This window comes from Streptomyces sp. NPDC050636, assembly GCF_040654775.1.
Lineage (GTDB): Bacteria > Actinomycetota > Actinomycetes > Streptomycetales > Streptomycetaceae > Streptomyces.
Map to the genome: position 1 here is coordinate 51,825 of NZ_JBFAIP010000017.1, position 18,735 is coordinate 70,559.

The following is an 18,735-nucleotide window of genomic DNA, read 5'->3' on the forward strand; positions in this document are numbered from 1 at the left end:
GACAACTGACATTTGTCATCTGCTGCGATGACAGGCCGCACTGCCCGAAACCATGATCCGGCGGAACGCTGGACACATGAACATCGGGGAGAAAGACATCGGAGGCACCGGCCCGAGCGGCGCCAGGAGCGCCGGCACCGGCGGCAGCGTGATCGACGTCACCGGCCTGCGCAGGAGCTACGGCACGACCGGCCGCCGCGCGACCGCGCGGAAGAGCTTCGAAGCGGTACGCGGCATCGACTTCTCCGTCGGGCGCGGCGAGCTGTTCGCGCTCCTGGGGACCAACGGCGCGGGCAAGACCTCCACCGTCGAGCTGCTGGAGGGCCTGGCCGCACCGACCGCGGGCCGGGTGCGGGTGCTCGGCCATGACCCCTTCACCGAGCGCCGCAAGGTGCGGCCGCGCATCGGCGTCATGCTGCAAGAGGGCGGCTTCCCGTCCGAGCTGACCCCCGCCGAGACGCTGCGCATGTGGGCGGGCTGCACCAGCGGGGCAGGTCCCGTCGACGAAGCGCTGAGCTCCGCGGGGCTGACGCGGCGCCGAGATGTCCGGGTCAAGCAGCTGTCCGGCGGCGAGCGACGGCGGCTGGACCTCGCTCTGGCACTGCTGGGCCGGCCCGAGGTGCTGTTCCTGGACGAGCCGACCACCGGCCTGGACACCGAAGCCCGTCACGAGACCTGGGAGTTGGTCCGCGAGCTGCGCGACTCCGGGACCACGATCGTGCTGACCACGCACTACCTCGAAGAGGCCGAGGAACTGGCGGACCGGCTGGCGATCTTGCACAACGGCCGGATAGCGGCAGCCGGCCAGGTCACGGACGTCGTCGCCGCGCATCCCTCGCACATCTCCTTCGACCTGCCCGACGGATTCCATCTCGGCGATCTCCCGGCCCTGGGAAGCCTGGGCGTCATCGGACACGAGACAGCGGGACGCACGGTCCGACTGCGGACCGAGGAACTCCAGCGAGCCGCGACCGGAGTGCTGCTCTGGGCTCAGGACAACGGGATAGAGCTGCGGGGCCTGGACGTCCGATCCGCATCCCTCGAAGAGGCCTTCCTGCAGATAGCGAAGGGGCTGGAAAACGCATGAGCACGAGCACGATCGAAGCAAGCGCGGCAGAGCGGGCGGGAGCACCCGCCGAAACCGGTGCCGCAGCGCGGCTGACAGCGCTGGGGCGCGCGGAGTTGACGCTGCTCTGCCGCAACAAGACCGCGCTGTTCATGTCGCTGATCATGCCCGTCACCATGGCGTTCGCCATGAAACAGGCGGTCAGCGGAATGGACCTCCGCGGGACCGGCCTGTCGGTCGGCACGGTGCTGCTGCCGGCGACCCTCGGCTATGTCCTGATCTTCGCGGTGTACTCCAACCTCACCGGCTCATATGTCGCGCGCCGCGAGGAACTGGTCCTCAAGCGGCTGCGCACGGGAGAACTACGGGATCTGGAGATACTGGCCGGCACCGCCCTGCCGTCCACGGTCATGGGCCTGCTGCAGTGTGTGCTGCTGGTGGTCCTCGGCGGAGCGGTGCTGGACACGGGGATGCCCACCGCGCCGCATCTGCTGATAGCCGGGTTGGTCATCGGCATGGTGGTGGTCGTGGGGCTCGCCGCGGCGTCCTCCGCCCTCGCCAAGTCCGCCGAAGCCGCACAGCTGGTGGTGTTCCCCCTCATGATCGTGTCACTGGTGGGATCCGGGATGATTGTTCCTCTGGACGTACTGCCGGACCGCCTCGCCTCCGTGCTCGAACTCCTACCGCTGTCACCGGTGATGGAGCTGATACGCGCCGGCTGGACCGGTGGCGCAGATCTGGCGGCGACCATGAAGCAGCTGATCATCGGCTTGGTCTGGGCCGGGCTCGCGGTGTTTGCTGTCCAGCGGTGGTTCCGCTGGGAGCCACGACGCTAGCCGCGTACGGCGATGAGGACGACGGGGGCACGGAGCGCATGATCGGACGGGTGCAGGAGAAGTTGCGGCGCTGGGGTCAGTTGGCCCTCGTCGACGCGTACTTCCGCTGGACGCTGTACCTGCTGGTGTGGTTCGCCGTGCTCGCCGGGGTGGGCCCTGTCCTCGGAAAGCCAGCCGTCGGCGAGCCGTTGGCCGTCACCCTGGCCGGTGCGGCCCTGGGGCTGAACGTGGCTCAGGGGTTCCTGGCGATGTGCCTGTTGAACCGCGCGCTACGGCAGTATCTGAAGCAAGGAGCGACACCGCACCGCCTGATGATCGTCTCAGGTGCGCTGACGCTGGCTGCCGAGATCGTTCTGTGCGCCCTCCTCGCCGTCAAGGGAGTCAAGGACGAGGACACCATGGCCACGGTGATAATCGCGATGGCCGCGACCCTCACTCCGTTCTGCATGGCCTACAGCCTGCTGATTTCCAAGCGGATGTATCTGGCATCACTGGCCGGTGCGGCCGCGGGACTGGTGCTCGTGAGCGGCCTACTGACCCAGGTATGGCTGTTCGGGGCGATCCTGGCGATCCTGCTGGTTGGAGCCGGGCTGTGGAGCTTTCTGTTGGCACGGCCGTCGGGATGGCTCCTCGCCGTGTTCTGGAAACTGGACGCGGCGCGCAAGACCCAGGCGCAGCTCGCGGTCGCCGAGGAGCGGCTGCGGTTCGGCCGGGACCTGCACGACGTGATGGGCCGGAATCTGGCGGTGATCGCCCTGAAGAGCGAGCTGGCGGTCCAACTGGCCCGGCGGCAGCGGCCGGAGGCGGTGGAGCAGATGGTGGAGGTGCAGCGAATAGCGCAGGAATCGCAGCGGGAGGTGCGGGAGGTGGTGCGCGGATACCGGAAAGCGGATCTTCAGGCGGAGTTGGCCGGCGCACGTTCCATACTGCGCGCAGCGGGAGTCGACTGCCGGATCCAGGGAGAGGAGGCCATCCAGCTGCCGGCGGAGGTGGAGTCGGCACTCGGCTGGGTCGTACGCGAAGGCACCACGAACGTCCTGCGGCATGCCGCCGAAGCCCGCCATTGCGTCCTGCTGACCCGCGTCGACCGGGACCGCGGCGTACTGGTGATGACCATGGAGAACGACGGCGTCGTGACGCTGCCGGACAGCGCGCCACAGACCGGAAGCGGCCTCAAGGGTCTGCGTGAACGCCTAGACCCGTTGGCCGGAACCCTGGAGTCGGGCCCCTTCGCGAAGGGCTCGTACCGCCTGACGGTCGAACTCCCGGTGGGTGCGGAGGGGGGCGCTCGGGGGCGGGGGCCTCGCGTGGGGTGGGCGTTGGCGAGGGACGAGGGGTGAGGCGTGGGCTTGGGGTCAGGGGCTTGGGGATCGAGCCGGGGGCGGGGATAGGGGTCGGTAAGTACCGGGATCGGGCTGGGGAGGGGACTCGGGTGGATGGGGCCGGGGGCGGGCGGGGTGGGGGGGAGGGGAGGGAAAGCGAGATGAGTGACAACGTGATCCGGGTACTGCTCGCCGATGACGAGCACTTGATCCGCGGCGCGCTGGCCGCGTTGCTGTCGCTGGAAGAGGATCTTCTGGTGGTGGCGGAGGCGGCGTCGGGGCCTGAAGCGCGGGCGATGGCGCGGGCGCATGCGCCGGATGTGGCGGTGCTGGATCTGCAGATGCCGGGGGCGGACGGTGTGGCGGTGGCCACATCGTTGCGGGGTGAGGTGCCGGGGTGCCGGTCGATGATCGTGACGAGTCATGGGCGTCCGGGCCACCTGAAGCGGGCGCTGGAGGCCGGGGTGCGAGGGTTCGTGCCGAAGACGGTGTCGGCACAGCAGCTGGCGGAGATCATTCGCGCGGTGCATGCCGGAAAGCGTTATGTCGACCAGGAGTTGGCGGCGGACGCGATCAGTGCGGGGGATTCCCCGTTGACGGTTCGGGAGGCGGAGGTGCTGGAATTCGCCGAGGCCGGGGCGCCGGTGACGGAGATCGCGGAGCGGGCGGCGCTGTCTCCTGGGACGGTGCGCAATTACCTGTCGTCGGCCACGGCGAAGTTGTCTGCGGAGAACCGTCATGCGGCGGCGCGCATCGCACGCGAGCGGGGTTGGCTATAGTGGACCCCGCACCGCACACCGGCGACTGTTTTCAGGCGCTTTTGCGGAGCATGCGGACGTAGCTCAGTTGGTAGAGCGCAACCTTGCCAAGGTTGAGGTCGCGAGTTCGAGCCTCGTCGTCCGCTCAGAGAAAAGCCAGAAGGAAAAGCCCCGGTCGATGGGATGTCGGCCGGGGCTTTTCCGTGTTCCTGCGCCGGGGTGGTTATGACCAGCTGAGGCCGGTGAGGCGCTCGTAGGCCTCGACGTACTTGGCGCGGGTGTGGTCGATGACGCTCTGCGCGAGGGCGGGCGGCGGCTGCTCGCTCGTACGGTCCCAGCCGGCGGCCGGTGAGGTCAGCCAGTCACGGATGATCTGCTTGTCGAAGGACGGCTGAGAGCGGCCCGGCTGCCACTGGTCGGCGGGCCAGAAGCGCGAGGAGTCGGGCGTCAGGACCTCGTCGGCCAGGGTCAGCGTCTCGCCGTCGAAGCCGAACTCGAATTTGGTGTCCGCCAGGATGACGCCGCGCTCGCGGGCGACGTCGCGGGCCCTGCCGTAGACGGCGAGGGTCGTCTGGCGGAGCTGGGCGGCGACCTCGGCACCGACCTGGCGGGCGACCTCTTCGTAGGAGACGTTCTCGTCGTGGTCGCCGACGGCGGCCTTGGTGGCCGGGGTGAAGATCGGCGCGGGCAGTTCGGAGCCGTTGACCAGGCCTTCGGGGAGGGCCAGGCCGCAGACGGTGCGGGTCTGCTGGTACTCGGCGAGGCCGGAGCCGGTGAGGTAGCCGCGGGCCACGCATTCGACGGGGACCATGGCGAGGGAGGTGCAGACGAGGGTGCGGCCGGCCCAGTCTGAGGGGGCACCGGCCGGGATGTCGGTGGAGATGACGTGGTTGGGCGCCAGGTCGGAGAGCTGGTCGAACCACCACAGGGAGAGCTGGGTGAGGATGCGGCCCTTGTCCGGGATCTCGGTGGGCAGCACCCAGTCGTAGGCGGAGGTGCGGTCGCTGGCGACCATGATCAGTTCGCCGGCGGCGTTCTGGTAGAGGTCGCGCACCTTGCCGGTGTGCAGGTGGGTGAGACCCGGGACCTGTACGGGCTCGGGCTTTTCTACGAAACCGGACACGCTGCCTCCGCGTAGGTTGATCCAGGACTCGTTCCGATTCTCCCGTATGCCGGGGCGCGGCGATGCCGCAGGGTCGGCGGGGCGCGGCGAGACCCCGTCGGGGCGCTGGGGCGGGTCTGGCACATGGCGTCTGGCCTGCGGTTGGACGGCGCCATGGGCCGGGGTCCTAATCGCGTTTGCAGATGCGGTCTAGGAGGTTGGCGGTGGCGCGTTGGATGCGTTGGTCGACGTGGCCGGGGCGGTCGAGGGCCGGGGACCAGGCGAAGGTGCCGGAGGAGAAGACCAGGGCGCCGCTGGGGGCGCGGTAGAGGGAGGTTTCCTGGTGGCGGCGGGTGCCGTCGCTGTCGCGGTAGGGGGAGTGGGCGAGCAGGATGCGGCGGGTGTGGTCGGGGAGGCTGGTGCGGGGGAAGTAGCGGTCGGCTTCGCCGGCGACGAGGCCGCCGAGTTCGTCGCCTTCGTGGGCTCCGGTGGCTTCCCACAGCCAGTGGTCGCCGTTGCGGACGACGAGGGGGGCGGGGTCGGGGACCCGGCCCGCGTACTGGATGCCCATCAGCCGCTGTTCGGGGTCGCCCAGTTCGCGCCAGAGTGCGGGACGTCCGGGGCCCTGGCGTTTGCGGCAGCTGAGCAGGGAGTGGGGTCCTGAGGGGGACGGGGAGAGGTCGACCTGCCAGTACATGGTGTTGGCGGAGAGGAAGACGAGGGAGGTGCCGCTGTCGCGGGCGCTTTCGACGGTGCGGCGCATGGGCACCGACCAGTATTCGTCGTGGCCGGGGAAGACCAGACCGCGGTAGCGGGAGGGGTCGACGAGGCCGGCGTGCAGGTCGCGGGCGTCGGCGTAGGCGAGGTCGTAGCCGTAGCGCTCGGCCCAGCGGATGAAGTCGTAGGCGTGGCCTACGTGGAGGGGGAGTCCGGCGCCGGCGTAGGGACGGTCGAAGGAGACGGTGGTGGCGGCGTCCCGCTCGCCGAGGAGGCCGCCCTTCTCGTCCCAGGCGTGGTAGAGGCTGGCGCCCGTACGGCCGTCCTCGGGGTAGAGGTTGTAGGCCTGCCAGGTGATGTCGGGGAGCAGCAGGAGCAGGTCGGCGGGGTGGTCGTCGCGGACGGTGAAGGGGATGTGGCTGCGGTGGCCGTCGGCGGTGGTGAGGACGGCGACGTAGGCGCCGAGGTTCCAGTACGTGGGGACCTGGAGGCGCCAGGAGAGCCACCAGTGGTGGCAGGAGACGGTGCGGTCGGCGGTGAGCGGGGACGGCTGGACGATGCCGGCGAGGCGTGGGCTGGTGGTGATTTTGGCGGCGCCGGCGCCGCCGTAGTGGCCGATGCGGTAGATGTCGATGCTGAAGGGCTGGGGCGGGTCGACGGAGACGCGGAAGTCGATGGGTTCGCCGGGGGCCACCGCGCCGGTGCTGGCGAAGCCCTTGATCTGGCGGCGGACGTCGTCGGCGCTGCGTGGGCCGTTGTGTGTGCGGGGCGGGGGGACGCGGAGGTCTCCCTGGGCGACGGCGGGGTCGACGTACCAGGGGACGACCTGGCCGTTGTCGAAGTAGTTCTCGCTGCCGCGCAGCCAGGGCAGCGGGCCCTGTCCGAACGGGTCCGTGACCGCGTGGGCGAGGGCGCCCGATTCCCAGCGCCTGATCTGTTCCGTCGCCACCTTCCACTCCCCTCCCGCGTCCCCCATGGTCGCGGCCGACCGGCCGTTGGCGGTTCGTCTCGCCGTCTCCGCGGGTGCGGGGACGGGGACCCCGTGGGGTCCGGCTGTCTGCGGCTGGACGAACCCGGCCCTCCTCAGCACATCACATTACGCACTCACTTCGTCACCCTTCGTCGTGAATTCAGGGGAGCTCACCCCGAAAAATGAACTGGAGGGGAACATTCAGCCGGTGGGGCGGGTCATGCGGCACGTGGTGTGGGCGAGGGCGGCTCACACCAGCCGGACCGGCTTCTCGGGGCGTACGCCGACGGTGGTCAGCCAGCCGCGGAGCGGTTCGGCGTCGCCGTCGTCGACCAGGCTGAGCACGGGGCGGCCGAGGTCGGACCGGCGGGCGCCGTCGACGAGCAGCGCCGGCCCGTCCAGCCAGTCGAGGCCGGGGGCGGCGCCGGCGGTGTCCACGGCGGCGCAGCAGACCATGGCCGTGACGTGGTCGGCGAGCAGCTCGCGGCCGGTGCGGGGCGGTTGCAGCGGGAAGAGCGGGAGGCCGCCTTCGGCCAGGCCGTCGCCCCAGGCCACGCCGGCGGCGGCGTCCTGTGCGGAGGTGTCGCGGGCGGCCTGGCGGGCCGCTTCTTCGCGTTCCTCGCGCTCGACCTCGGCGCCGAGGCGGGCGGCGACGAGGTCACCGGCGCGGTCGTCGTGGGCCAGTCGGTCGATGACCCGGGCCAGCGTCGGCCCGGTGGGCGGCGGGGCCAGGTCGGCGGTGGGCAGGCCGGTGGGCTGACGGTCGGCGGGGCCGTGGCCGGCGGGTGTACGGGCGCGGCTGCGGGCGTACGAGAGGGGCCGGGTGGCGGCATGCCGGACCGTGGGGCCCGCTGCGGCGGGGGAGGTGGCGGGCGGCGTGGTTGAGGGGGCGGAATTGGGGTCTCCCCTGCGGGTGGGGGTCCCCCCTGCCGGAGCTGAGTCGAGAGCTTGGGGGAGCAGTGGAGAGCTTGGGGAAGGGTCGGTGGCCGCGCCGGCCGGGGTGTTCGCCGTCGGTGCGGTGCCCGGGACCGGTGCCGTGTCCGGCGTCGCTGCCGTGCCCGCCGGGTCCGTGGTGGACAGGCCCGGGTCCGAGAGGTCGTCGAGGACACGGTGGAGGCGGGCGGCCTCCATGCGCCACTTCCGGTCCACGACCTCCTGCGGGTACTGGTTCCAGCCGACCGGTGACCAGTCGGGGCCGGGCTCGGCCGGGCCCCCGTGGAAGAGCCGGGCGGCCAGCAGGGATGCGGCGCGGTCGATGTCGCCGGGCTCCTCCAGGAGGTCGCAGGCGGGGCGCTCGCCGAGGCGGGAGGCGAAGCCCTCGGCGAGGCGGTCGCGGCGGGAGAGTTCGGTGAGCGCCGAGACGACGCCGGCGTCCAGCCGGGACGGCCAGCGGCCCATCCGCCAGGCGGGCAGCGCGACCCGGGTCAGCAGCCGGTCCCAGCCCGCGTAGGCCAGGCCGACCTGTTCCTGGGCGACGATCCGCAGGCCGTAGTCGACGCCCTGGGCGCGCTCGGAGGCGGCGGCCGCGACGCCCCGCTCCATGATCGTGGCGTGGTCGCGGCAGGCGCGGAGCAGCAGCCGCGCCACCCGGCCGACGAAGCGGAGCGCGAGGCGGCGGGGTGTGCCCTGGGCTCGGGCGGAGACCGCGACGGCGGCGTCCAGGCCGCGGATGAAGCGGCGGGCGGCAGCTATGTCGGGGTGAGCGGACGGGCCGGTGCCGGCGACGACCGGAGCGAGCAGGGCCCGCAGCTCGGCGACGCGCATCCACCACAGGAACGGCGAGCCGATGACGAGGACCGGCGCCTCGGGCTCCCGGCGTCCTTCGCCGGCGGGCCGCGGGCGGCTGCGGGGCGGGGCGTGGGCGCGGTGCGTACGGTCCTCCAGCCAGCTGTCGCAGTCCGGGGTGAGCGCTATCGCGGACGGCGGCGGGACTTCGAGGCGGTCGGCGAGGTCGCGTACGAGGCGGTAGAGGTCGGGGGCCGATTTCTCGGCGATCGGCACGGAGGGGCTGAGCGCGGGTCTGGCGCGCACGACGACCGCGGTGACCAGCGCGGCCAGGAGCAGGGCGGCCACGGCGAGGCCGCTCACGATCCAGCGAACCGTGTGCCACCCGCTCCAGCCGGAGCCGGGGCCGCCGATATGGCCGGTCGCGCCGCCGACGATGAGCACCACGGCCACGGCCGCGGGCAGCAGCGCCACGGCCAGCGCCGCACCGCGGATCCGCAGCACGGCGAGGGCGCGGGCACGCGCCGCCAGGACGCCTGTTTCCGGATCTGTCACGAGCCTGTACACCCCCTGCTGTCCTGATGGAGCCGGACGGAGACGACGGAGAGAACACGGAACGGAACGAGCGGTACGAGAGAACTCCGCTGCGGGCCTGGTGGACGCGGGCGTCCGCCGTGGGCGTTGCTCACTCCCCCACCACTGTGGCACTGGCCACTGACATCGCAATGCCGGTGAGCCACTTGCCGGACGCCACCGTGGCAGCCGTGCCGGATTCCGGCGCGGTGACCACAGGACGCTTGCGCGGCACCATAGTTGGGGGTGTGGCCCACGTCAGCCGGATACCCGGTGCGGTCACTCGATGGAATGGCTTTGGGTAAAGCCGGGAACAGGCGGCGGGCGGGTCTGTGCACGGCGGCACAGAAGCCTCATGAGGCCCGTATGGCGCAGAAAGAGCGGATGGCGTATGTGCATCGGCCCCTTGCGCATACGCCTCGGCCCCGGGTGCTCGTCCCGCTCGGAACGTCTGCCCGGGGCCGGGGACGGTGACGCAGCGCCTCGCTAGCGGTCCCCCGCCTCCGCGTCCGCGACCTTCGCCGCGATGTCCGTCCGGTGCTGGGAGCCGTCCAGCGAGATCCGGCCGACGGCGCGGTAGGCGCGCTGCCGGGCGGTGGTGAGGTCGGAGCCGGTGGCCGTGACGGACAGCACCCGGCCGCCCGCGCTGAGCACCGCGCCGGACGCGTCCCGCTTGGTGCCCGCGTGCAGCACGTACGCCTTGGGGGCGTCCTGCTCGGCGACGTCGGCGAGGCCCTCGATCGGGTCGCCGGTGCGCGGGGTGTCCGGGTAGTTGTGGGAGGCGATGACGACGGTGACCGCCGCGCCGTCGCTCCAGCGCAGCGGCGGGAAGGCGGCGAGGGTGCTGGTGGCGGCGGCGTGCAGCAGCCCGGCCAGCGGGGTCTTGAGGCGGGCGAGGACGACCTGGGTCTCCGGGTCGCCGAAGCGCGCGTTGAACTCGATCACGCGGACGCCGCGCGATGTGATCGCCAGGCCGGCGTAGAGCAGCCCCGAGAACGGGGTACCACGACGTCGCAGCTCGTCGACGGTGGGCTGCAGGACGGTGTCCATGACCTCGTCGACCAGCTTCGGGTCGGCCCAGGGCAGCGGGCTGTACGCGCCCATGCCGCCGGTGTTCGGGCCGGCGTCGCCGTCGTAGGCGCGCTTGAAGTCCTGGGCGGGTTGGAGCGGGACGACGGTCTCGCCGTCGGTGACGGCGAAGAGGGAGACCTCGGGGCCGTCGAGGAACTCCTCGATGACGACGCGCTCGCAGGCCAGGGCGTGCGCGCGGGCCTGCTCGACGTCCTCCGTGACGACGACGCCCTTGCCGGCCGCCAGGCCGTCGTCCTTGACGACGTACGGGGCGCCGAACGCGTCCAGGGCCTCGTCGATCTCGGCGGCGGTGGTGCAGACGTAGCTGCGGGCGGTGGGCACGCCGGCGGCGGCCATCACGTCCTTGGCGAACGCCTTGGAGCCCTCCAGCTGGGCGGCCTCGGCCGAGGGGCCGAAGACCGGGATGCCGCGGGCGCGTACCGCGTCCGCGACACCCGCCACCAGGGGGGCTTCGGGGCCGACCACGACCAGGTCGGCCTCCAGGCCGACGGACAGTTCGGCGACGGCCGCGCCGTCGAGGGCGTCGACCCCGTGCAGTTCGGCCACCTCGGCGATTCCGGCGTTGCCGGGAGCGCAGTGCAGCGCGGTGACGTCGGGGTCGAGGGACAGAGAGCGGCACAGGGCGTGTTCGCGGGCGCCGCCGCCGATGACGAGGACCTTCACGCAGGGCAGCCTAGTCGCCTCCGGTGGCGGGACGGTCCGCGGGCCGTGGGAGACGGGTTGCAGGAGGCGGGGCGGACGGGTGCCGTGCGGATCCGGCGGGCGTCCCCTGCGGGCGCGGCGCGCCCCGGAACCCCCGCGTTTCCGCCGCGGCAGACTCTTTCGAGTGAGTTGTCCTGCCGCCCTATACCCGACTCCGCACCACTTCCGGGCGGAATTCGGGCGATCTTGGGGGCAAGGCCAACCGTTCGGCGGTAGGAAGGGGCTGCGCGCAACGGCCGTCTCGTACGTAACGCGCGCACCGCACGTATCCGTATAGAGGGAGCCCACGGGTGAGTCAGCCGGAGATGCAGCCCGAGGGGCCTCCTCGGGAGGAGGGCGGGCGGGGACGGCGCCAGGGCCGCGAGCGGCGCCGGGACCGGTATCGGGACCGGTATCGGGACCGGTATCGGGAGCGGGGCCCGGGGCAGGGCCGGACCGGCGGCCGGGAGGATCTCGCGGGGCGGGCCTTTCCGCTCGGCGACTGGGGTGAGCCGGCCGACCGTCTGGACGCGCTCTATGTGTGGGCCGAGGAGGGCGCGCTGCGCGCCGCCGACTGGTATCTGCACGACCGGCTGGCGAAGCGCCGCGGCGCGCGGCTGCTGCGGCTGGGTGCCGCGGCCGGGGTGTCGGCGGGCGGGGCGCTGCCGCTGCTGGATCTGGCCGGGATCTGGAACGGCGGGGCGCCGTGGGGCTATCTGACGCTGCTGCTGGCGGCGGTGTGTGTCAGCTGCGACCGGCACTTCGGGGTGACGGCCGGGTGGATGCGGGATCTGGCCACCGCCCAGGCGATTCACCGTCGGCTGGAGGCGCTGCAGTTCGACTGGGCGGTGGAGAGCATGCGCGAGGTGCTCGGGCCGACGGAGGGCACGGCGAGCGAGGCGGCGGAGCGGTGCCTTGGGGTGCTGCGGCGGTTCAACGAGGACATCGGGGAGCTCGTACGGTCCGAGACGGCCCACTGGATGGCGGATTTCCGGGCCGGGCAGGTGCCGCAGGCCACGCATGCGCTGGTGCCGTGGGCGGCGCCGCGGCAGGACGGCGCGGGGCAGCCGGGGCGGTTCACGCTGCCGCCCGGCACCCGGCCGAACATGCCGCGGCAGCGGCCCCCGGAGCCGCCGCGCTGAACGGCGCGCTGAACGGCGCGCCGAGCCGGCGCCCTGGTGTGCGCCGGGCGCACGTGTGCCCCCGGCGCGACCCCGGACGTCCACCGAACGGGACGTCCACCGAACCAGACCTCCGCCGAACCAGACGTCCGCCGAACCGGACGTCTCAACTGAAGACGATCATGGATCCTTGGCCGAGGCTCCGCGTGGCCGCCGCATGCAGCCCCAGCCAGACATGCCGTTCCCGGGCGAACGGGCTGTCGTCCAGAGGTATGCCGCCCGCCCGCTCCTCCAGCGAGGTGGGACCGGCCGGCGGGGCGGGCGCGGCCGGCGGATTGGCCGGATCGATGCCGAGGGCCGGCGCGACCGCTTCGAGTTCACGCAGCAGTCCGTGCGCGGAGCCCAACGGGCCGCCGCCCTCCAGCAGTTCGTCGTTGGCGAGCGGATGCGCGAAGTCGACCGGGACATACGCGCCCGCGTGGTCGTAGTGCCACACCAGGTGGGACTGCTGCGCGGTCGCCTCGAACATCTCCAGCAACTGCTCGTAGTCGCCGCCCAGTTCGTCCACCGGCGTGACCTCCAGACCGCACAGGCGCAGGAGATAGGCACGGCGCAGGAAGTGCAGCGCGTCGTAGTCGAAGCCGGCGACCGGCGCGACGTCACCGGACAGGCCGGGCATGTAGCTGAAGACCGGGACCGGTGGCAGTCCCGCGTCCGTCAGGGCCTTGTCGTAGGCGGCGATCTCTTCGGAGAACGGGTTGTCGGGGCTGTGGCACAGCACATCGACGAGGGGTACCAGCCACAGGTCACATGCCACGAGTGAGGGCTCGCTTCCGGTCGGGGACGGGGGCACCGGCGCACGTACGGAACTACTACGGGACAGCTACGGGTACGGCCCGTTACGGCCGATGGTCGGGACAGCGTAGTGCTAGCCGCGCGTTCCCACGAGGGCCAGGGAGTGCTCGTTGTACTCGGCGATCAGCCGCTGGGCCTCGCCCAGGTCGTGCCGGACGAGGGCGTCGGCGAGCGCGCTGTGGCCCTGCCACAGGTGCCCCCTGAGGTCGGGCTCGCGCCGCAGCAGGGGCACCACGAACATCCAGGTCTGCACACGGACCCGGTCCAGGAACTCGCTGATGTACGGGTTTCCCACGATCCCGCTGAGTTCGCGCCAGAACCGCAGGTCGTAGCCGATGAGGACGTCCAGGTCACCGGCGCGGGCGGCCCGTTCGGCCTCCTCGGCGCGGCGCCGGACGGAGACCAGCACCTCGCCGGGCGTATCGCGCAGCGCCCGGTCCGCGCCACCGCGGAAGATGCCTTCGATGATCAGGGTGCGGGCCTCGACCATGGAGCGGAAGTCGTCGGCGGTGAAGGCGTGCACCTTGAAGCCGCGGTGCTGTTCGACGTCGAGGAGGCCCTGGGCGCACAGGTCGAGCAGCGCCTCGCGCACCGGGGTGGCGGAGACGCCGTACTGGTCGGCGATCTCCTTGACGGTGAACGCGTGGCCGCAGGGCAGCCGGCCGGCCAGGACCTCGTCGCGCAGCGCGTCGGCGATCTGCTGGCGCAGGGTGCTGCGTCGTATGACTCCGCTGTCTGCGCCGGCGGCCATCGTGTGCGTCTCCTTTGACGACTCCGTGACCGCGCGGGTGGCGGCCCCCGCCAACGATAGGCGAGGGCCGCGGCGGGCACCCGCCGTGCCCGGGGTACCCGGGGTGCGCGTCAGGCGGTGTGCCCGTCCGCCACCGTCAGCGCCTCGTCCAGGGCTGCCAGCCCCTCCTTGGCCTCGGCCTCGGTGACCGTGCAGGCCGGGACGACATGCGTACGGTTCATGTTCACGAACGGCCACAGGCCGCCGCGCTTGCAGGCCGCCGCGAACTCGGCCATCGGGGCGTTGGCGGCGCCGGACGCGTTGTACGGGACCAGCGGTTCCCGGGTCTCCTTGTTCCTGACCAGGTCCAGGGCCCAGAAGACACCCATGCCGCGGACCTCGCCGACGGACGGGTGGCGCTCGGCGATCTCACGGAGGGCCGGGCCGATGACGTTCTCGCCGATCTCGGCGGCGTTCTCCACGATCCGCTCCTCGGCCATCGCGTTGATGGTGGCGACGGCGGAGGCGCAGGCCAGCGGGTGGCCGGAGTAGGTCAGGCCGCCGGGGAAGGGCCGCTGGTCGAAGGTGGCGGCGATCTCGGCGCTGATCGCGACGCCGCCGAGCGGGACGTACCCGGAGTTCACGCCCTTGGCGAAGGTCAGCAGGTCGGGGGTGACATCGAAGTGGTCGGCGGCGAACCAGCGGCCGGTGCGGCCGAAGCCCGCCATGACCTCGTCGAGGATGAAGACGATGCCGTGGCGGTCGCAGATCTCGCGGACGCCGGCGAGGTAGCCGGGCGGCGGGACCATGATCCCGGCGGTGCCGGGGACGGACTCCAGGATGATCGCCGCGATGGACTGCGGGCCCTCGAAGGCGATGGTCTGCTCAAGGTGGGCCAGGGCGCGCTCGCACTCCTGCGCCTCGTTCTCGGCGTGGAAGGCCGAGCGGTAGAGGAACGGGCCCCAGAAGTGCACCACGCCGGCCGAGGCGGTGTCGGAGGGCCAGCGGCGCGGGTCGCCGGTCAGGTTGATCGCGGCGGCGGTGGCGCCGTGGTACGAGCGGTAGGCGGACAGCACCTTGGCGCGGCCGGTGTGCAGCCGGGCCATCCGGACGGCGTTCTCCACGGCCTCCGCGCCGCCGTTGGTGAAGAAGATCTTGTCGAGGTCGCCGGGGGTGCGCTCGGCGATCAGCCGGGCGGCCTCGGACCGTACGTCGACGGCGAAGCCGGGCGCGAGGGTGCACAGCTTCCCGGCCTGCTCCTGGATGGCCGCGACGACCTTGGGGTGCTGGTGGCCGATGTTGGTGTTGACCAGCTGCGAGGAGAAGTCGAGGTAGCGGTTGCCGTTGTAGTCCCAGAAGTACGAGCCCTCGGCACCCGCGACCGCGAGCGGGTCGATGAGACCCTGCGCGGACCAGGAGTGGAAGACATGCGCACGGTCGTCGGCCTTCACGGCCGCGCCGGCGGCAGGGTCGGGGAAGGCGGGTTGCGTGGTGGTCACGGTCAGTACCTCGGATCGGTCGCTCGGGTCCGCCGGGGACGGCGGCGAACACTCCCAGCCTAGAGATCACGGTGCGCTGACGGGTACCGACAGTGTGTATGGCGCTCACCACGCGCGCGGACAGAATGTCGGCGCGACGGGCGGAACGCCGGCGGGGCTGTAGGAAGCTCCAGAGCGGACGCTCCCCCCGAAGACGGCCCTCAGTCGTCGTCCCGGTCGGGTGCCGGCGCCGCCTCCGGGCGGCCGTGGGCGCAGTGGATCTCGTACGGGCGGTCGTCGCCACCCTCGTCGTCCAGTGGCTCGAATTCGACGGCGGCGGTGGCGGCCGGGCCGCGGGCGACGTCCTCATCCACGTGGTAGCCGGTGGCGGGGCTCCAGGCGGTGAGGTAGACCCGGCCGCCGGCCCGGCACTGGGCGGTGAGGCTGCCGCCGGTTACGCGAAGGGTCGCGGTCGTCACTGGCGCAGTCGGCGCAGTCGGCGGAGACGGCGCAGGGGAAGAAGGTGAAGCGGAGGGCGAGGACGCGGTGACCGACGGCCCCGGGGAGGCGGAGCGGGCCGCGGCGAGCTTCTGCCGTACCGCCGCGTCGTCCAGAGGGGCGGCGCGCGCACCGCGGTCCACCGTGCCGGCGAGAGAGAGGGCGCCCAGCCCGCTCGCCACGCCCACCACGGCGACCCAGGCTGCCGCCGTCGCCGCACCGCGCCACCTCATGGCCGCCACCTCTCCCCCGGGTGCCCGGGAACGTTCCCGTCCGGGTGCCGGGCCCAGCTTTCCGCACCATTCCCTAACGCCCGGTTAAGGCCCGCTCAAAGCCCGCCGCCCGCCCTCCCGTTCGCACATCGTCGCTGGCTACGGTGACTGCATGCCCCATCTACTCGTCGTCGAGGACGACCCGCGGCTGCGCGGTGCGCTGGTGCGTGCCCTGCACGACCGAGGCCACGCCGTCGCCACCGCCGCGACCGGGATGTCCGGACTCGACGCCGCCGTCACCGACCGCCCCGATCTCGTCGTGCTGGATCTGGGGCTGCCGGATGTGGACGGCGCCCAGGTCCTGCGGATGCTGCGCGCCGTCAGCGATGTCCCGGTGATCGTCGCCACCGCGCGGGACGACGAGCCCGACATGGTCGCGGCGCTCGGGGACGGCGCGGACGACTACATCGTCAAGCCGTTCGGGGCGGCCCAGCTGGACGCGCGGATCAAGGCGGTGCTGCGCCGCCTGGGCCCCGACGAGCCCGAACCGGCCTTCCGCGTCGGCGAGTTGGTGCTGGACGTGGCGGCGCGCGAGGTGACGCTGGCGGACCGTCCGCTGGACCTCACGCCCCGGGAGTTCGACCTGCTGGTGTATCTCGCCCGCCGCGCCGGGCAGGTGGTCTCACGGCGTGAGCTGCTCGCGGAGGTGTGGCAGCAGCCGCTGGGCGGCGCCGACAAGACGGTGGACGTCCATCTGTCGTGGCTGCGGCGGAAGCTGGGCGAGACGGCACAGCGGCCGCGCTATCTCCACACGGTCCGTACGGTGGGTGTGAAGCTGGCCGCCCCGGAGAGCGCCGGGCGGGTGCCGTGCTCGGATCCACGGCCGGCAGTTCCACGGCCGACTGACCCACAGTCGGCGGCCCCACGGCAGACGGATTAGCCGTGCGCCGCAGCATCCTCCTGCTGACCGCCGCGACCACCGCGCTCGTCCTGGCCGCGCTGCTCGTCCCGCTGTCCCTGCTGGCCCGCAGCCATGCCGCCGACCGGGCGACCGCCGACGCCACCGCCCGCGCCCACTCCCTGGCCGCCGGTCTCGGCGGGGCCCTCGCCGAGACCTCCGGGCGCCGGTCCGCCGCCACCCTCGTCGCCTCCGCCAACGGCCCCGGCCTCCCCCGTACGTCGGTGATCCTCGCCGACGGCACGGTTCTCGGCCCCGCGGCGTCCGTCACCGACGCGGTGCGGCTGGCGCGCTACGGACGGGCCTTCGCCTACGAGCCGCCCGGGGGCGGCCGGACCGTCCTCGTCCCGGTGCAGGGCGTCGCGGGCGGCGCCGCCGTCGTCCATGTCGCCCTCACCAGCGGTCAGTTGTACGCGGGCACGCTCGCCTCCTCCCTCGCGTTCGCCGGGATCGGTGCCGGGCTGATGCTGCTCGGCCTGCTGTTCGCCGACCGTCTCGGCTCCCGCCTGGTCGGCTCCGCCCGCCGTCTGGCCGCCGTCGCGGACCGGCTGGCCGGCGGCGATCTGACGGCCCGCGCCGAGCCCTCCGGGCCGCCCGAACTCCGCCTCGTCGCCCGCCAGCTCAACCATCTCGCCGAGCGCATCCATGGCTTCCTGACCGCCGAACGCGAGAACGCCGCCGACCTCGCGCACCGCCTCCGTACGCCGGTCGCCGCGCTGCGCCTGGACGCGGAGGGACTGCGCGATCCGGCGGAGGCTGAGCGGATCGCGGCGGGCGTGGCGGCGCTGGAGCGCGGTGTCGACGAGGTGATCCGTACGGCCCGCAAGCCGCTGCGGGAGGGCGCCGCGCAGGCGGTGAGCGCCGACCTGGCCGCCGTCGTCCGCGAACGGGCGGACTTCTGGCGCCCGTTGGCGGAGGACCAGGGCCGCGCCCTGGACTTCGCCGCCCCGCCGTCCCCCGTCGTCGTACGGGCCGACGGCGCGGAACTGGCCGCCGCCGTCGACGCGCTGATCGGCAATGTCTTCGACCACACCCCGGAGGGGGCGGGGATGCGGCTGAGCGTCGTACGCGGGGAGGAGGACGGCCGGCTGGTCATCGAGGACGACGGTCCCGGCTTCCCGCACGGCCATGTGCCCGAACGCGGCAACAGCGGCGGCGGCTCGACGGGCCTCGGCCTGGACATCGTGCGCCGCGCCGCCCGGGAGTCGGGCGGCGCGGTGGAATTCGTCTCTGCGCCGGGGGGCGGGGCCCGCATCACGGCGACGTTCGGGGGCGGGGCAGGCCCGCGCTGTCACTGAGGCGCGAGCGGCATGGCCTCGAAGTTGTCGAAGAGGTAGGCATAGACCTGTGCGAGATACACCCTCAGCTCCCGCTGGTCGGAGAATTTCACAAAGGTCAGAGCGAACCACTGATCCACTGTCAGCGGCTCATTCGTCACCAGATGCATCAGCCCCGCGCGAATTGCGTCCTGATAGTCGGGCCAAACCAGGTCGAAGGTCTCCCGGAACATGCCGAGGTCGTCGACCGCCTCGACACCGAGAATTCCGGCACAGAAATTCAGGAAGCGACGGTCCACGCCGGGTACGTCCAGCCCGAGATCGGCCAGCGGGACGGTGACCGGGTCGATTTCCTCGTAGCCGCCCGGGTACGGGTAGAGCGTGGTGTTCCGCAGGTCGGCGTCGTTCTCCGGTCCGTCCTCGCTCTCCACGTCCCCGGCCGGGCGGTACACGCCGTAGAGCAGGCCGCGTGTGGAGAAGTCCGCGTAGACGTAGTTCACTTCGCCATCCGGGCCGTACGGCCGCCGGGGATCGATCGTGATCGCCGTGGCCTTCCCCAAGCAGTTCTCACCCTCTCCGTAAACCGCCTCGAACGGCAGGATCGGCGAGAGGTCGTGATTCTTCAGTGCCGCTTCCCGCAGCGCGTCGTCCGCCTGGACCAGGGCATCCTCGGTGTCGAAACGAGTCGCCCACGGGCCGGTGCGGGGCGGCAGCTCGTCGCGGATCGACATGGGGTGGGACTCCGTCCGTTGGCGTGATGAAGG

General features: G+C 72.4%; 16 protein-coding genes and 1 tRNA gene. 8 read left to right on the forward strand and 9 right to left on the reverse strand.

Features of this window, described 5'->3' with window-relative positions; genetic code table 11:
• Nucleotides 1–76 precede the first annotated feature (76 nt).
• The 5 genes from AB0I10_RS16340 to AB0I10_RS16360 all read left to right on the forward strand — a co-directional run bounded on the left by AB0I10_RS16340 (nucleotide 77) and on the right by AB0I10_RS16360 (nucleotide 4,128).
• Nucleotides 77–1,087, forward strand: coding sequence for an ABC transporter ATP-binding protein (locus tag AB0I10_RS16340; RefSeq protein WP_363153118.1), 1,011 nt, complete (start codon nucleotides 77–79; stop codon nucleotides 1,085–1,087).
• Complete coding sequence (locus tag AB0I10_RS16345; protein ID WP_363153119.1) at nucleotides 1,084–1,902, forward strand: ABC transporter permease; 819 nt, start codon at nucleotides 1,084–1,086, stop codon at nucleotides 1,900–1,902. Before AB0I10_RS16340 ends, AB0I10_RS16345 begins: the two co-directional genes overlap by 4 nt.
• Nucleotides 1,903–1,952: 50 nt before the next feature.
• Entirely contained in the window at nucleotides 1,953–3,242 is a 1,290-nt protein-coding gene (locus AB0I10_RS16350) for a histidine kinase (RefSeq protein ID WP_363153120.1), read from the forward strand.
• Nucleotides 3,243–3,385: 143 nt separating this feature from the next.
• Nucleotides 3,386–4,003 (forward strand): response regulator transcription factor, encoded by a 618-nt coding sequence (locus tag AB0I10_RS16355; protein ID WP_363153121.1) that lies wholly within the window; start codon nucleotides 3,386–3,388, stop codon nucleotides 4,001–4,003.
• 52 nt (nucleotides 4,004–4,055) lie between these two features.
• A tRNA-Gly gene (locus AB0I10_RS16360) sits at nucleotides 4,056–4,128 on the forward strand.
• A 77-nt stretch (nucleotides 4,129–4,205) separates the two neighbouring features.
• Here AB0I10_RS16360 and AB0I10_RS16365 read toward each other — a convergent pair.
• The 4 genes from AB0I10_RS16365 to purD form a co-directional block, all read right to left on the reverse strand.
• Entirely contained in the window at nucleotides 4,206–5,105 is a 900-nt protein-coding gene (locus AB0I10_RS16365) for a phosphoribosylaminoimidazolesuccinocarboxamide synthase (RefSeq protein ID WP_363153122.1), read from the reverse strand.
• Nucleotides 5,106–5,271: 166 nt separating this feature from the next.
• A complete protein-coding gene (locus AB0I10_RS16370) occupies nucleotides 5,272–6,750 on the reverse strand; it encodes a N,N-dimethylformamidase beta subunit family domain-containing protein (protein ID WP_363153123.1) in 1,479 nt (492 codons plus the stop codon).
• A gap of 270 nt (nucleotides 6,751–7,020) precedes the next feature.
• Nucleotides 7,021–9,051, reverse strand: a complete 2,031-nt coding sequence (locus tag AB0I10_RS16375; RefSeq protein WP_363153124.1) for a hypothetical protein — start codon at nucleotides 9,049–9,051, stop codon at nucleotides 7,021–7,023.
• Nucleotides 9,052–9,555: 504 nt separating this feature from the next.
• Nucleotides 9,556–10,824, reverse strand: a complete 1,269-nt coding sequence (purD, locus tag AB0I10_RS16380; protein ID WP_363153125.1) for a phosphoribosylamine--glycine ligase — start codon at nucleotides 10,822–10,824, stop codon at nucleotides 9,556–9,558.
• Between the two features lie 329 nt (nucleotides 10,825–11,153).
• Between purD and AB0I10_RS16385 the strand changes: the two genes are divergently transcribed.
• Entirely contained in the window at nucleotides 11,154–11,984 is an 831-nt protein-coding gene (locus AB0I10_RS16385; protein ID WP_363153126.1) for an SLATT domain-containing protein, read from the forward strand.
• 145 nt (nucleotides 11,985–12,129) lie between these two features.
• Here the strand turns inward: AB0I10_RS16385 and AB0I10_RS16390 are convergent, their stop codons facing one another.
• From AB0I10_RS16390 to AB0I10_RS16405, 4 genes are all read right to left on the reverse strand, one after another.
• Entirely contained in the window at nucleotides 12,130–12,780 is a 651-nt protein-coding gene (locus tag AB0I10_RS16390) for a hypothetical protein (protein WP_363153127.1), read from the reverse strand.
• Nucleotides 12,781–12,891: 111 nt separating this feature from the next.
• Entirely contained in the window at nucleotides 12,892–13,569 is a 678-nt protein-coding gene (locus AB0I10_RS16395; protein ID WP_363153128.1) for a GntR family transcriptional regulator, read from the reverse strand.
• A 110-nt stretch (nucleotides 13,570–13,679) separates the two neighbouring features.
• Complete coding sequence (locus tag AB0I10_RS16400) at nucleotides 13,680–15,047, reverse strand: aspartate aminotransferase family protein (RefSeq protein ID WP_363153129.1); 1,368 nt, start codon at nucleotides 15,045–15,047, stop codon at nucleotides 13,680–13,682.
• A gap of 200 nt (nucleotides 15,048–15,247) precedes the next feature.
• On the reverse strand, nucleotides 15,248–15,757 hold the full coding sequence (locus AB0I10_RS16405) for a hypothetical protein (RefSeq protein ID WP_363153130.1): 510 nt from the start codon (nucleotides 15,755–15,757) through the stop codon (nucleotides 15,248–15,250).
• Nucleotides 15,758–15,908: 151 nt separating this feature from the next.
• Between AB0I10_RS16405 and AB0I10_RS16410 the strand changes: the two genes are divergently transcribed.
• On the forward strand, nucleotides 15,909–16,676 hold the full coding sequence (locus AB0I10_RS16410; RefSeq protein WP_363153131.1) for a response regulator transcription factor: 768 nt from the start codon (nucleotides 15,909–15,911) through the stop codon (nucleotides 16,674–16,676).
• A gap of 2 nt (nucleotides 16,677–16,678) precedes the next feature.
• Nucleotides 16,679–17,992 carry a HAMP domain-containing sensor histidine kinase gene (locus tag AB0I10_RS16415; RefSeq protein ID WP_363153132.1) on the forward strand — a complete coding sequence of 438 codons (1,314 nt, stop codon included), beginning with the start codon at nucleotides 16,679–16,681 and terminating at the stop codon, nucleotides 17,990–17,992.
• On the opposite strand, the gene AB0I10_RS16420 is transcribed toward AB0I10_RS16415, so the two are convergent.
• Nucleotides 17,986–18,702: a hypothetical protein gene (locus tag AB0I10_RS16420; protein ID WP_363153133.1), complete on the reverse strand. Its 717-nt coding sequence runs from the start codon at nucleotides 18,700–18,702 to the stop codon at nucleotides 17,986–17,988. The two genes, AB0I10_RS16415 and AB0I10_RS16420, sit on opposite strands and share 7 nt — an antisense overlap.
• Nucleotides 18,703–18,735: the final 33 nt, after the last annotated feature.